General features: G+C 71.5%; 9 protein-coding genes and 1 other RNA gene. 3 read left to right on the plus strand and 7 right to left on the minus strand.

Annotated elements, in window-relative coordinates:
• Positions 1-66: 66 nt before the first annotated feature.
• Genes ACIBG8_RS22550 through ACIBG8_RS22565 form a run of 4 tightly spaced genes read right to left on the minus strand, consistent with a single transcriptional unit; the run spans position 67 to position 6,103 of the window.
• A complete protein-coding gene (locus tag ACIBG8_RS22550; protein ID WP_397344843.1) occupies positions 67-2,850 on the minus strand; it encodes a BTAD domain-containing putative transcriptional regulator in 2,784 nt (927 codons plus the stop codon).
• Entirely contained in the window at positions 2,847-4,352 is a 1,506-nt protein-coding gene (locus ACIBG8_RS22555) for a protein kinase (RefSeq protein WP_397344844.1), read from the minus strand. Before ACIBG8_RS22555 ends, ACIBG8_RS22550 begins: the two co-directional genes overlap by 4 nt.
• 30 nt (positions 4,353-4,382) lie before the next feature.
• Positions 4,383-5,042 (minus strand): response regulator, encoded by a 660-nt coding sequence (locus ACIBG8_RS22560; protein WP_397344845.1) that lies wholly within the window; start codon positions 5,040-5,042, stop codon positions 4,383-4,385.
• Complete coding sequence (locus tag ACIBG8_RS22565) at positions 5,039-6,103, minus strand: sensor histidine kinase (RefSeq protein ID WP_397344846.1); 1,065 nt, start codon at positions 6,101-6,103, stop codon at positions 5,039-5,041. The genes ACIBG8_RS22560 and ACIBG8_RS22565 overlap by 4 nt, the downstream gene beginning before the upstream one ends.
• A gap of 123 nt (positions 6,104-6,226) precedes the next feature.
• Here ACIBG8_RS22565 and ACIBG8_RS22570 point away from each other — a divergent pair, with 123 nt between their 5' ends.
• The 3 genes from ACIBG8_RS22570 (at position 6,227) to ACIBG8_RS22580 (ending at position 9,998) form a co-directional block, all read left to right on the plus strand.
• Positions 6,227-7,396, plus strand: a complete 1,170-nt coding sequence (locus ACIBG8_RS22570; RefSeq protein WP_397344847.1) for an FAD-binding oxidoreductase — start codon at positions 6,227-6,229, stop codon at positions 7,394-7,396.
• A complete protein-coding gene (locus ACIBG8_RS22575) occupies positions 7,393-8,310 on the plus strand; it encodes a carboxymuconolactone decarboxylase family protein (protein ID WP_397344848.1) in 918 nt (305 codons plus the stop codon). Before ACIBG8_RS22570 ends, ACIBG8_RS22575 begins: the two co-directional genes overlap by 4 nt.
• 350 nt (positions 8,311-8,660) lie before the next feature.
• Entirely contained in the window at positions 8,661-9,998 is a 1,338-nt protein-coding gene (locus ACIBG8_RS22580) for a hypothetical protein (RefSeq protein WP_397344850.1), read from the plus strand.
• A 207-nt stretch (positions 9,999-10,205) separates the two neighbouring features.
• Here ACIBG8_RS22580 and ssrA read toward each other — a convergent pair.
• From ssrA to smpB, 3 genes are all read right to left on the minus strand, one after another.
• Positions 10,206-10,591: a transfer-messenger RNA gene (ssrA, locus tag ACIBG8_RS22585) on the minus strand.
• 417 nt (positions 10,592-11,008) lie between these two features.
• Positions 11,009-12,877, minus strand: coding sequence for a penicillin-binding transpeptidase domain-containing protein (locus tag ACIBG8_RS22590; protein WP_397344851.1), 1,869 nt, complete (start codon positions 12,875-12,877; stop codon positions 11,009-11,011).
• Positions 12,874-13,341, minus strand: coding sequence for an SsrA-binding protein SmpB (smpB, locus tag ACIBG8_RS22595; protein ID WP_397344852.1), 468 nt, complete (start codon positions 13,339-13,341; stop codon positions 12,874-12,876). The genes ACIBG8_RS22590 and smpB overlap by 4 nt, the downstream gene beginning before the upstream one ends.
• Positions 13,342-13,377: the final 36 nt, after the last annotated feature.

Raw genomic sequence — 13,377 nt, forward strand, 5'->3', positions numbered from 1 at the left:
TCGGTCGTCGGATCTCGCGAACGCGCTCGACGTTAGGCGGCCGACCTTCAGGATCCGTATAGCCCGCTATATCCGCAGACCCCGGCGGCGTCGGGCCTCTCGCGCCAGCGTTTCCGCCGCTGCCCGCCCGCGCCCATCACCGAGCCTGTCAAACTCTCCCATAGCGGATGTAACCGCATCAACCGCCCCATCTACCTCATCCGCATCAAGGTAGGCACCCGCCTGGACGAGCAGGGCGTGCGCCCGCCCCCGCCGGTCGCCGTGCCCGGTGAACGCCTCCAGCGCCTCCCCTGACGCCGCGACCGCCTCGTCCGGCCTGCCCTCAGCACCGGCGACCCGCGCGAGCACCAGCAGAGCGGCGGCTGCGGGCAACACGTCGCCGAGCCGCCTGCTGATCTCCAGGCCCCGCCGCGCGCACGCACCGGCCTCGGCCGTACGCCGCGCGTCCAGGTGCAGCCGGGACAGGTCGAGCAGCGCCTCCGCCTCGCCGCGCGGATCGCCCAGCTCGCGGTAGGCGGCCAGACCGCGCTCCAGGAGCTCCCGATCTGCTCGTACGGTGCCCAGCGCGCGCAGCGCGTCCGCCCTGCCGCGGGCGTCGGCCGCCGCTTCGAAGACGGCCAGGCACCTGACGAAGCAGCGCTCGGCCTCGCCGGTGCGCTCCTGGGCCAGCCGCACCAGGCCCAGCCGGTGGGTGACCCTGGCCAGTTCCACGCCGTCGACCAGCGGCTGGGCGGTCTGCAGCGCCATCGCGGCCGCGTCGAACCTGCCCTCGATCCTGTGCAGGTCGGCCAGGGAGCGCAGCAGCAGCGCCTCGCCGCGCCGGTCACCTGCCGCGCGGGCGGCGTCCAGGCCGGTCGCGGTGGTCTCCTGCCAGTCGTCGTGATGGGCTCCGAGCTCGAAGAACGGGGTCAGGTAGAACGCCAGCCGCCAGGCGGGCTCGTGCAGACCGGCGCGGTGCAGGTCGGCCACGGCCGCCACCAGGAACCTGCGCTCCGCAGCCAGCCAGCGCGCTTCGGCGGTGAGGCGGGTGGTCTCCAGCCGCTGCTGCTCCGCGGTCCTGGCGACGGTCAGGCCTGAGCCTGGTTCCGCGGGCAGGAGCGTGGCTCTGGCTCGCCTGGCCCGGTCGAGCAGCTCCCCGGCGAGCCCGTCGAGGACCGCGCGCGGACCGCCGTCCTCCTCCGCCAGGCGTTCCGCCGCGTAGAGCCTGGTCAGGTCGTGCCAGCCGTACCGCTCCTGGCCTGCGGCGTCGAGGCCGCGCGACTGCAGCAGCCCGGCCTCGACCAGCGCCTCGGCCTCCTTGCCCGTGATCCACGAGGCGAAGTCCTGCGCGGTGAACGCGCCCAGGCGGCGCAGCAGCCGCTGCTCGCCGGCCGTCAGCCCCTGGTAGCCGAGGGCGAGGCTGCTCCTGACCGCCAGGTCGCCCGCGCTGAGCTCGTCGAGCCTGCCGCGCTCGTCCGCGAGCCTGCCGACCAGGTGCGCGAACGTCCAGCCCGGCCGCCTGGCCAGGCGCGACCCGGCGATGCGCAGCGCCAGCGGGAGGCGTCCGCACAACTCGACCAGCCGCTCGGCCGCCTCGGGCTCCGCGCCCGTACGGTGCCCGCCAGCGACGGCGGCGAGCATGGCGAGGGCCTCTTCCCGGTCCAGCACGCCCAGCTCGTAGGCGCGGGCGGCCTCCAGGCCGTAGAGAGGGTTGCGGCTGGTGATCAGGGTCAGGCTGCCCTGGCCGGTGGGCAGCAGGGGCCGCACCTGGGCCTCGTCCCTGGCGTCGTCGAGGATGACGAGCAGGCGGCGGGTGGCGGCGAGGCTGCGGTAGAGGCGCACCCGATCGTCCAGCGCGGCGGGGATCGCGCCCTCGGAGGCGCCCAGGGAACGCAGCAGATCCTCGAGCACCGAGCTCGGCGTCCTGGACCCCAGCTCGGCGAACAACTGCGCGCCGGGAAAACCCTGCTGCCCGGGTGACGCGTGCGGGTCGGTGGAGCGGCAGTGTTCGGCGGCGGCGTGGATGACGAGGGCGGTCTTGCCGGTGCCCGGAGGGCCGTGCACCACGAGGTGGACCGGTGCGGTCCCCTGCTGGGCGCGGATCCACGCCAGGGCGTCCCGCCGCCCCTCAAAATCCGAAATATCCGGCGGCGTCTCGTAAAGCTCTACCTGCGGTGAACCGTCCAGCACGCGCTGATGCGCCTCCTGGAGCTCCTGCCCAGGCTCCAACCCCAGCTCGTCCACCAGGATCCGCCGCGCCTCCCGATAGGCGCCCAGGGCCTCCGACCGCCGCCCGCCCGCGTCGAGCGCCTCGACCAGCCGCGCCCAGGCCCGCTCGCGCAAGGGATAGGCCCCCACCAGCGCCCGCAACTCCCCGACCAGCTCGGCTCCCCGCCCCAGCCGCAGGTCGAGCGCGATCCGCTCCTCCTGCGCCGTGAGCCTGAGCTCCTCCAGCGGTACGGCGTGCGCCCTGCGCAACTCCACCGACTCCACGTCGTCCAGCGCGGGCCCGCGCCACAAGGCCAGGGCCTGACGCAACCCCTCGGCCGCCTCGCCCAGCAACCCGGCGTCCCGCGCCCGCCGCGCCTCCCGCACGAGCCGCTCGAACCGGTGCGCGTCCACCTCCAGCGGGTCGACGTCGAGCACGTAGCCGCCGGGCACCGTCCTGATGCCCGCGACCAGCTTGCGCAACGCGCTCACGTACACCCGCAGCACCGCCTCGGCCGAGGCCGGCGGCTCGTCGCCCCACACGTAACCCGCCAGCCTGTCCAGCGTGACCAGCCCGCCCGCGTGCAGCATCAGCGCGGCCAGCACGGCCCTGTGCTTGGCCGGGCCGGGCGACGGCGCCAGCGGACCGAGGACCCCGTTCATCCCTTGACCGGCTGCACCGTGAACTCGGTGAACCGCACGCGCAGCGGGTTCGCGTCGCCGGGGGCGGCGTGGACACCGGTCAGGCCGGAGGCGTACGGATGGTCGGCGTCGGCCGCCTGGCCCACGACGTCGCCGCCGACCGTCATCCTGAGCGTGACCCGCTTCCCGTCCGCCCGGCACTCGGCGGCGATGCGGACGTCCTTGGCGGCCTTCACCTTGGCCGGGCCGTACAGGACGGTGGGCTTGCCCCCGGCGACGCGCTTGGTGATGGATGCCTGCCCGTCGGCGGTCACCGCGAACTCGTAGCGGTCGCCGCCGCCCGTGCCCCTGCACCACACGCCGAAGTCGCCGGAGCCCGCCTCCAGCCTGGCCCGCGCGGCGACCACCACGCCCTCGCCGGGCTCGGTCAACGGGGCGGACTTCCACAGCCGCCATCCCGGGTTGGCGGTCAGCAGGTAGGCGTTTCCCGAACGCTGCGCCGTACCGCCTGCCGTCGCCCCCACGGCCCACGCCTCGCCGAACCCGGCCCGATAGGGCCACTCCTGCCGCGCCTGCCAGAGGACCACCGCAGGAATGGCGACCGCTAAGGCGGCGACCCCCGCACCCACGGCCCAAGGCCACTTCCTTCGACGGCGGGCGGGGGGTGGCCGGTCATCGGCCGGGGCTCCCGAGGTCCAGGTGCGCTCCACCACCTGGGTGGCGGACTCCGGGCTCGGCTGGCCGCCCACCAGCTCGGCCAGCAACTGCTGCGCTGTCGGGCGGCGCGCCGGGTCCTTGGCCATCGCCCACTCCACCAGCCCGCGCATCCGCTGGTCGAGCCCGTCGAGCGCGGGCCCGTCGTTGACTATCCGATAGAGCACCTCGGCCGGCGCGCCCCCGCCGAACGGCAGCCGCCCGGTGCCCGCGAACGCGATCACCCCGCCCCAGGCGTACACGTCGGTGGCCGGGCTCAGCGCCTCGCCGCGCACCTGCTCGGGCGCCATGAACGCGGGAGTCCCCAGGATCGCCTGGCTCGCGAGGCTGTCGGCGTCCACGAGCTGCGCGATGCCGAAGTCGATCACCCGCGGCCCGAGCGGCGACAGCAGCACGTTGGACGGCTTGAGGTCCCGGTGGATCACCCCGGCGCCGTGAATGGCGTGGAGCGCCGTCGCGATCCCCACCGCCAGGGCCTCCAGGTTCGACCCCTGCAAGGGCCCCTGCTCGCGTACGGCCAGCGCCAGGTCGGGCCCCTTGACGTACTCCGTCACCAGGAAGGCGAGGTCGCCGTCCATGCCCGAGTCGAGCACCGGCGCCGTGCAGAACCGCGCCACCCGCCGCGCCGCCGCGACCTCCCGCTCGAACCTGCGGCGGAAGGCGGGGTCGCGGGCCAGCTCCGGATGGATCACCTTGACGGCGGCGAGCCCACCGGTGGGAGTGGAGGCCAGGTGCACCTCGCCCATGCCGCCGCGCCCGAGCACCCGCGGCAGCGTGTACCCGCCGATCACCCGGCCTTGAGCGTTCATCGGGCCTACCCTAGCCAGCCCAGGTCCGCTTTATCCCCGGGGTGTGACCAAGCCGGACTCGTAGGCCAGGACCACGAGCTGAGCCCGGTCCCGGGCGCCCAGCTTCACCATCGCCCGGCTCACGTGGGTCTTGGCGGTGAACGGGCTGACCACCAGGTGCGCGGCGATCTCCTCGTTGGACATGCCGAGCCCCACCAGCGAGACGATCTCGCGCTCGCGGTCGGTCAGCTGGCCCAGCCTGCCCGGCGGCAGCGAGACCGACGGGCGCGCGACGAACTGGTCGATGAGCCTGCGGGTGATCGTGGGCGAGAGCAGCGCGTCGCCGCGCGCCACCACCTGGATCCCGTGCAGGAGGTCGGCCGGGTCGCTGTCCTTGAGCATGAACCCGGCCGCCCCGGCGCGCAGGGCGTTGAAGACGTACTCGTCCAGGCCGAAGTTCGTGAGGATCACCACGCGCACGCCGTCCAGCCGCGGATCGGCGGCGATCAGCCTGGTGGCCTCGATGCCGTCCATCACCGGCATCTGGATGTCGAGCAGCACGATGTCCGGAACCAGCTCGGCGGCCCTGTCCACGGCCTGCCGCCCGTCGGCCGCCTCGCCGACCACCTCGAGGTCGTCCTCCGCCTCCAGCAGGGCACGGAATCCGGCTCTGATGAGCGCCTGGTCGTCGGCCAGCAGGACGCGGATCATGCGGCCACCCGCTCGGTGGGGAGCCGCGCCAGCACCCGGAACCCGGCGGCCGCCGGACCCGCCTCAATGGTGCCGCCGAGCGTGTCCACCCGCTCGCGCATCCCCGTTAGCCCGATGCCCGGCGAGCCGGGAACGGTCTCCCCGTCGTCTTCGACGCACACGACCAGCTCATGCGTGCCGTACTCGACCAGCACGGACGCCTCGGCGCCCGGCGCGTGCCGCGACACGTTCGTCAGCGCCTCCTGGACGATCCGGTAGGCGGCCTGCTCGACCTCCACCGGCAGGGTCTGCGGCTCGCCCTCGACCCGCAGGCTCACCCGCTGCCCGGCCGACCGCATCCGCGTGACCAGCTCCGGGAGGCGGCCGAGGGCGGCGCTGTCGTCGCGCAGCACCTCCAGCGTCTCCCGCAGCTCGCGCATGGCCTCGCCGCTGGCCTCCTGGATCGCCGACAGGGCGGGGGCGACCGGCTCGCCGCGCTTGCCCGCCAGGTGGACGGCGACCCCCGCCTGCACCTTGATGACCGAGATCGTGTGCGTCAGCGAGTCGTGCAGCTCCCTGGCGATGCGCAGGCGCTCCTCCCCCGCCCGCCGCAGCGCCATCTCCTCGCGCGTACGCTCCGCGTCCGTGGCCCGCTGGTCGGCCTGCATCAGGGCGAAGCCCATCGCGACGGCGGCCACGAACCAGCCCGTGACCAGGGTGCCGCCCTTGAACGCGGCCAGGAGCGTCTGCCCGGCCAGCAGGTAACCGGCGACCATCCCGACGATCTGCAGGAGCGCCGCGATCTGCGCCGCCCTGCGGTGGCCGTGCCGTACGGCGCTGGTCAGGGTGATCAGGGCGGGCAGCCCGGCCGTCAGCTCCGGCTCCACCAGCAGCACGTACGCCAGGGCGACCGCGGTGGTCAGCGCCAGGACCTGCACGGGGAAACGCCGGTGCTCGGCCAGCGCCGCAGCGCCGACCGCCATCAACGCGTAGCCGCCAGGGCCGCTCACGCCGTTGAGCGCGGCGTAGGCCACCATCACCACGCCGACTACCAACGCCACCAACAGGTCAGGCCTCTTCATGCTGGCAAAACTACGCCAAACCCGGCACGAGGCGCGTCGTCCGCCGGTGCTACTCCCAGGGGAGTACACGGAGCCTCTGCAGGCAGGACGACTCGGCGGCCCCGCACGGCGAAGGTTATGGCCATGGACAACTTCACCGGACCCATCCACTACCCCAGCTCCTCCGGCTACGACCGCGCAAGGCTGCCCTGGAACCTCGCGGTGAACCCGCGGCCGGCGATCGTCGCCGAGGCCGCCAACGTCGCGGACGTCCAGGCAGCCGTGCGGGCGGCGGAGAAGCGTGAGCTTCCGCTGTCCGTCCAGGCCACCGGCCACGGCACCCTCGTCCCCTACACCGGGATCCTCCTGACGACCTCCCGGCTGAACCAGGTGCGGATCGACCCGCACCGCAGGGAGGCGCTGGTCGGCGCCGGTGCGCTCTGGTCCGACGTGATCGCCGCCGCCGCGCCGTACGGCCTGGCCCCGCTGTCCGGCACGCCCTGGATCGGCGTGACCGGTTACACCACGGGCGGCGGCGCCGGCTGGCTCTCCCGCAAGTACGGCCTGGCCGCGGACAGCCTGGTCAGCGCCCAGATCGTCACCTCGGACGGCGAGCTGCGCCGGGCGGAGGACGACCTGCTGTGGGCGCTGCGCGGCGGCAGCGGAAACTTCGGCGTCGTCACCGAGCTGACCCTCCGTCTCTTCCCCGTCGACCGCGTCGTGGCCGGGATGACCTTCCACCCGATCGACCGGGCGCCCGCGATCCTGGCCGCCTTCGATGACCTGGACCAGCCGGACTCCCTGAACACCGCGGTCATCCTGGCAGGGCCCACGGTGATCATCCGCACGGTGGCCGTCGACGGCGCGGAGCGGGCGCTGGAGCCCCTGCTCGCCGCGGCCGGAACACCTCTCCAGGGCGGCCTGGCCCCGATGACCTTCCAGGAGGCGGGGACGGCGCTCGCCCCCGAGCACCCGCCGACCGCGATCCACAGCCGGTTCGAGATGGTCGAGCGGCTGCCCGTCGACGCGCTGCTCGGCTCGGCCGCGCAGGGCATCGAGATCCGGCGCTGGGGTGGCGCGATGGGCCGCTCGGACAGCCCGGCCGGCGGCAACCTGGCCGTGCCGTTCTCCGTGATGTCCAGCGAGCCCATGGAGGTGCCAGGCGCGACCGGCGGCACCTTCCTCAACTTCCTGATGGATCCCGAGCGGACCGCCTCCGCCTACAACGCCGCGGACCACGCCCGGCTGCGCGAGCTGAAGAAGTGGTGGGACCCCGACGCCCTCTTCCGCCCGAGCCACTTCCTGGGGGAATGATGCCTTTCCTGCACGTCACTCCGGTCGACCCCAAGCACGCCACCGGGGTCGTCGCCAAGGTCTACCGCCAGCAGGCGTCCGACGCAGGGCTCAAGCGCATGCGGCCGCTGATGGCCCTCTCGCCCGTGCCCGAGCTGATGGCCGCCACCTGGTCGCTGCTCCGTGAATCATTGATCGCCGGTCCTGTGTCCAGGACCGAGCGGGAGGTGGTGGCGCTCGCGGTGTCCCGCGCCAACCAGTGCCAGTTCTGCGTGGCGGCGCACACCATGTTCCTGCACGCGACCGGTGACCACCGGCTGGGCGAGGCGATCGCACGCGGCGAACGCCCCACCTCCCCGCGCCAGGCAGCCTTGTTCGACTGGGCGACGTCGGGGGTCGGCGCCCCGCCGCCGGAGCCCGAGTTCGTCGGCACCGCACTGGCCTTCCACTTCATCAACCGGGTGGTCTCCGCGCTCCATACTCCTGACGTACTGCCCGGCGGTCTGGAGCGCTGGCGCTCCGTCCGCACCGTGGCCGGCCGCGCCATGGGCCGCGCGGCCCGCAAGAGCTTCCGCCCGGGGGACTCCCTTTCACTGCTGGCCGTCCGCCCACGACCGCCCGCGTGGGCGGGCGACTCCCCGGTCGGTACGGCTTTCGCCGCCCTGTCGCAGATCGCAGAACGCGGCGCGGACCTGGTCGCCGACGCTTCCCTGGTCCGGTCGGAGGCCGCCGAGTGGGCGGGCAAACACCCGCCCCTGACCCATGGCTTCCCCGGCGAACCAACGACCAGACTGGCGACGCTGGCCGCCCTGGCCCCATACCGGATCACGGACGCCGACGTGAACGCGTGCGGGCTCGGCGAGGCGGACTTAATCCGGCTGCTGGCCTTCGGCGCGATCACCACGGTCCGTCAGCACGAGCCGGCCGTGCGCTGACAACACAAGAACGCCCCTGACCGCACGGTCAGAGGCGTTCTTGTCACAGTGGAGCTGGCGGGCTTCGGCAAGCACGCAGTGCTATGTTGTGAGCGCCTTGTCGAGCTACGGGCTCGATGGGGTCCTGATAAGCGGGTCGGCTGGGCCGGGCTGTTGGCACTCGCTCGAGATACGAGCAACAGAGGTGTCGATGGTCATGGGTTCGATTCCCACAGCGCATGTCAACGTGCGCACGCCCGGCGGTCTCCACACGTTCGGCGCGGAGACCGTTGCGCCTTCCTTCGCCTTCGATGGCTCAGTAATGTCGTCCTATGGCACGAGTGCGAAATTTGGCCACACGCAGCCAATTCGTGAACGTACAACTGCCTGTGGCCGACCTGCGGTCACTCATCGGCTCGGCGACAGGCCGAATTCTCCGCCCCTCCTGGCCCGATCCGGAGGTCGGGCAGGAGTTCGTCCAGGGCGTGGGCGCGGTCAGGAGCCTGCCCGGGGCGGGAATGGCAGCCCCTGGATGGCGAGGAGAGCGGACCTACATTGACGCGTCGCGACTCGTCCGGTTCACGCCTGACTGGTTTGATCGTTCGGCCGTCTGGATCAAACCGACACATCGGCGCCTGCTCGGAGCCGGCATTGCCTGGCGTGTTGATCTCGGCATGGTCGTCAAGTGGCGCGAGGGAGTTGGCCCACGCACGGCCAACGCGCTCGCGACCAGGGTGCTTGGCCTGCCGATACGCATCGGCGAACTGGACCGCTCTCTCGCCGAATCCGGCAGGGTGCTGACCACCGAGCTATTGGCGCGGACCACTCACGCGGGTCACGTGCCGGACAGGCGATGGATGGTCGCCGGGCGCCCGCTCGTCCTCATCAACGAGTACGCAATCGGCCACGGCACATTGAAGATCGTTACGGCTCCGGTGAGCTGGAACAACCGACCGATGTCCGTGTTTGTCCTGCGCCGCGGTGCCTACTATTCAAGCGACGTCCGAGGACTGCGCCACGCGCTCTGGCGGGCTTATCAGGAGCTGGAGACTCTGCGCCTGGTGCTCCGGGCGTGGCGCTCGCAGCAGGTCGAGTTCGACCCCAAGCGCCTACGCGACTATCTCGCACCACAGCTGAAGTTGCTCTCGAAGCGAGCGAGAGACACCTATGACCAACCCACGCTGCTCGGCATCGCAGCGGAGGCGTCCGGGTTCGACGTCGGCGACCTCGAGGCTCTCGCCGTCGATCTCGGGCGGGAGAGCAAGGGCATAGTACGCAGCCTCAAGAACGTGATCACCACGTTGGAGGTGGCCAAGCGGGAACGAGATACGCCGAAGACGATCAACTTCCTCTCTGTCCAATGGAGGGCTCGTATGCAGGGCGACAGCTACACCTTTCACGACAAGGCAGCCGGAGTTTTCGGCCACGACAACTCCGTCTCTGGCGGAACCTTCACGGCGGGAGACACCTCGGTATCGGCACTGGACGAGCTCCTGACCGCCATCGCTGGACTGAAGGCACAGCTAGCACCCGAGCGCGCCGAATTCCTGGAGGAGGCGGCGCAGGAGCTGAGAGCCACGGACGACCCTCGACGAGTTGAAACGATCTTAGAGCGGATCGGCGGAATCGCTGCCCTGGCGGGAACCGCAGGGACCGCAGTCATCGAAGCGGTGCAGTCAGTAGCCGGAGCGCTGGGCATCGGCCGGTAGGAGCCGCGCGAAATAGCGGGCGACGTCCACAGCGGGTGGTTGACGAACGGGAGGGCATACGCGGGTGTCGGCAAGCCCGTGGTGCGCGGAAACAGTCCCTTCCTGGAACAGGGACGCAGCTAAGGTCTCACTCCGTCTGTGTGCACCCACGGACGCGGAACCGCCCCCTACCTAGCGGTGTATCCGCAGGTAGGAGGCGGTTCTTCACAGTGGAGGTGGGGGGAATCGAACCCCCGTCCTTCAACCCCAAGGCAGGGCTTCTCCGGGCGCAGCCTGCTTAACGTTTTCTCAGCCCCGGTGCTCACGCAGGCGTGTCACCGACGGGCTCAGCCACTGTTAGATTTCCCGCGAGTCCCCGTGGCCGGGGCTAACGGTTGAGCCTTCTAGCGATGCCAGGTCCTGGGCCGAAGGCGAGCTCAGGCTGACAGTGTTTTTCTCGCTGCTTAGGCGGCGAGACCCAGGGAACCCTGGGACACAGTGCTCTTAGAATTGGCACTTATTGGTTTGCGGTCACAGGATTAACGAGGTTATGTCCGCAGTCCTCGGCCCGCTTCACCTGACTTGCAAGGTCAAAGTCGAAGCCAGTCACCCCCTGTGGAATTGTCAACACGGTCCCGAAGGACCGAGCAACAAGACGATACAGGTGACAACGCGGCGAGCGCCAACTCAATTCCCGTGGACACCGGTAAAACCCCAGGCCCGTCGCCGTAACGGCGGCCGGCCACGTGCGGGTCAGCGGCCGTGCCCCTGGAGGCCCTCAGCCACATGTGGCGGGTGGGCGTCCCACGGCTCCGCCGTACAGAAAGATAACCCCGAACCCCGGAGAGGCGGCAAGACGCGCACACTCCCCGGGGCGACCGGCAGGGTCGAGCCGGTCCGGACGGCAGGACTTCCCCCGAGATGAAGTCCTAGCCCATCACGGCGACTGAGTCCGCAACCCCCCGAGCGGGCCCAGTCACCCAGTAAGACGCAGCGGCAACCCGCAATAGTTGCTCGGTGTGACTAATATTTCACTGAGAGCTACGAAGTCCCGTGAAGAACCGTCCGGCCAGCACAGCGGGGTCGGCGTTCTCCGCCAGGATCGCGATCGCCACGTCCCCCTGCCACCCCACGAACCACGACTGCGGCTTCGCCGCGTCCACCGGCCCCGCCACGATCCCGTGCACCGGCTCCCCGGGCGCCGTGGCCAGCTTGGCGCTGCCCGACGTCACCCCCGCCCGCATCATCGCGGTCAGCGTCGTGCGGACCTCAGGCGACAGCGGCCGCGTGCTCGGCTTCGTCGCGGGCACGACCTCGGCGGTGGCGTCCGGGCTGGTCGGGTTGGTGACCAGCAGCGGCGGGTGCCACGTTCCAGCGGCGACCGCCCCGGCGACCAGCGCCATCGACAGCGGCGAGACCTGCACGCTCTGCCCGGCGATCGCCCTGGCCTTGTCGGCGTCCGACGCCAGGCCGGGCACCTCGCCGCTGAACGACTTCAGCGGCAACGTCCACGGCACCCCGATGCCGTAGCGCGCCGCGCTCGCGGTCAGCTCGCTGGTCGGCACCCTGCGGGCGAGCGCGGCCAGCCCCGTCACGCATCCGGCGGCGAAGTTGCCGGTGAACGTCCTGGGCACGGTGGTGAGCGCGGTCTGCTGGAACCTGGCGCCGCCGACCGTGCGCTCGGCCGGGCACGGCAGCTTCTGCGACGGCTTGACCCCGGCGCCGAGCAACGCGTCCGCCGCGATGATCGAGAACGCGGTGCCCGCCGGGTAGTGACCGGCCAGCGCGTCCTTGTCCTGCTTCAGTCCCTTGGTCGACACGGCGAGGATCTCGCCGGACGCCGCGCTCACGGCGACCAGCGCGCTCGACTCGGTGTCGGCGAGCGCGGCGTCGGCCGCCCGCTGCGTGGAGCTGTCGATGGTCGTGTCGACCGGCCCGTTCGTCCTGCCCGGCCAGCTCTTCAGCTCGGCGGCCTCGTCGCCCGTCTTCAGATCGAGGGTGATCACCCTGGTCTGCGTGGAGCCGGTGAGATGGTCCTGGTAGGCCTGCTGCAGCCCGCTCTGCCCCACGGAGTCTCCGGCGCGCTGCGGCCCGCCGAGCCGCTGCTCGCTCTCGGCTGTGAGCGCGCTGACCTTGCCGACGATCTGCTCGGGCGCCAGCGGCGCGACCGGCTGCGGCTGGTTGTGGATCACGATGCCGTCGATGGCCCGCAGATCCTTCTCGATCGTGCGGAACTTGGTCCGCCCGAACGTCGCCAGCGGCACGAACTCGCCGGGCGGCGAGGACCTGACCCTGCTCAGCAGCCGGTCCTGGGCGAACCCCGTCACCTTGGCCAGCTGCGCGCACACCTGCGCCGGATCGGCCTTGAGCGCGCTGGGCGTCACCCCGGCCACGTAGAGCGTCGCGTCGCCCTGGAGCGGGTCGCCGTTGCGGTCCTGGATCGGCTGGCGGCCCTGCGGCTTGATGTCCACGGCGAACCGCTGGCCCTCGTGCAGCTGCGGGTGCAGCACGCTGGGCGACCAGCGCACCTTCCACTGCCCGCCGACCAGGTGCAGCGGCAGCGCGCCGTCATAGGCCCACAGCGGGTTGTTCTCCCCCAGGTCGACCTCGGCCTTGAAGGCCGCGCTCGTCCGGTCGCCGTCCGCCTTGATCGACTTGATCTTGAAGCGGAAGGAGGCGGCGTCGAGGTCGAGCTTGGCGTCGGCCAGCGCCTTGCGCACCACCGCGGGATCCCCGTCCGTACGGCTGGCCGCCAGGTCGTAGTCCTCGCGCTGCCAGCCCACCAGGAAGTCACGCACCGCGTCGTGCGGCGAGGGCTCCTCGAAGCAGGCTGTCAGCGTCATGGCCGCCGTCGTCAGCGTGACGGCGGCGGCCAGGGTCCTGCGGGTGCGGCTGCTCATTTGTTGCGCTGTCGCAGCACTCGGGCCATTTCCCGCTTGGCCTGCTGCTCAGCCAGGCTCTGGCGCTTGTCCCAGTCCTTCTTGCCGCGCGCGACGGCGATCTCGACCTTGGCCCTGCCGTCCTTGAAGTAGAGGGTGAGCGGCACGATGGTGAGCCCTCCCTCCTTGGTCTTCGCGGCGAGCTTGTCGATCTCCTTGCGGTTGAGCAGGAGCTTGCGCTTGCGCTTGGCGGTGTGGTTGGTCCACGTGCCCTGGGCGTACTCGGGGATGTGCACGTTGAACAGCCACGCTTCGCCGTCGTCGATGCTGGCGTAGCCGTCGACGAGCGATGCCCTGCCCTCACGCAGGGACTTCACCTCTGTGCCCTGGAGCACGAGACCCGCCTCGAAGGTGTCCTCGACGTGGTAGTCGTGCCGGGCACGCTTGTTCTGGGCGATGACCTTCCGCCCGGTCTCACGTGGCATGCCTCGACCTTACCGGGCGCCGGAGCAACGAGCAGG

The sequence above is a fragment of the Nonomuraea sp. NPDC050556 genome, from assembly GCF_044457355.1.
Taxonomy (GTDB): Bacteria; Actinomycetota; Actinomycetes; order Streptosporangiales; family Streptosporangiaceae; genus Nonomuraea.

Excerpts from the sequence above, each read along its gene's own strand:
- ACIBG8_RS22550 (WP_397344843.1), bottom strand. The coding sequence starts at position 2,850 with ATGAACGGGGTCCTCGGTCCGCTGGCGCCGTCGCCCGGCCCGGCCAAG.
- ACIBG8_RS22555 (WP_397344844.1), bottom strand. The coding sequence starts at position 4,352 with ATGAACGCTCAAGGCCGGGTGATCGGCGGGTACACGCTGCCGCGGGTG.
- ACIBG8_RS22560 (WP_397344845.1), bottom strand. The coding sequence starts at position 5,042 with ATGATCCGCGTCCTGCTGGCCGACGACCAGGCGCTCATCAGAGCCGGA.
- ACIBG8_RS22565 (WP_397344846.1), bottom strand. The coding sequence starts at position 6,103 with ATGAAGAGGCCTGACCTGTTGGTGGCGTTGGTAGTCGGCGTGGTGATG.
- ACIBG8_RS22570 (WP_397344847.1), top strand. The coding sequence starts at position 6,227 with ATGGACAACTTCACCGGACCCATCCACTACCCCAGCTCCTCCGGCTAC.
- ACIBG8_RS22575 (WP_397344848.1), top strand. The coding sequence starts at position 7,393 with ATGATGCCTTTCCTGCACGTCACTCCGGTCGACCCCAAGCACGCCACC.
- ACIBG8_RS22590 (WP_397344851.1), bottom strand. The coding sequence starts at position 12,877 with ATGAGCAGCCGCACCCGCAGGACCCTGGCCGCCGCCGTCACGCTGACG.
- smpB (WP_397344852.1), bottom strand. The coding sequence starts at position 13,341 with ATGCCACGTGAGACCGGGCGGAAGGTCATCGCCCAGAACAAGCGTGCC.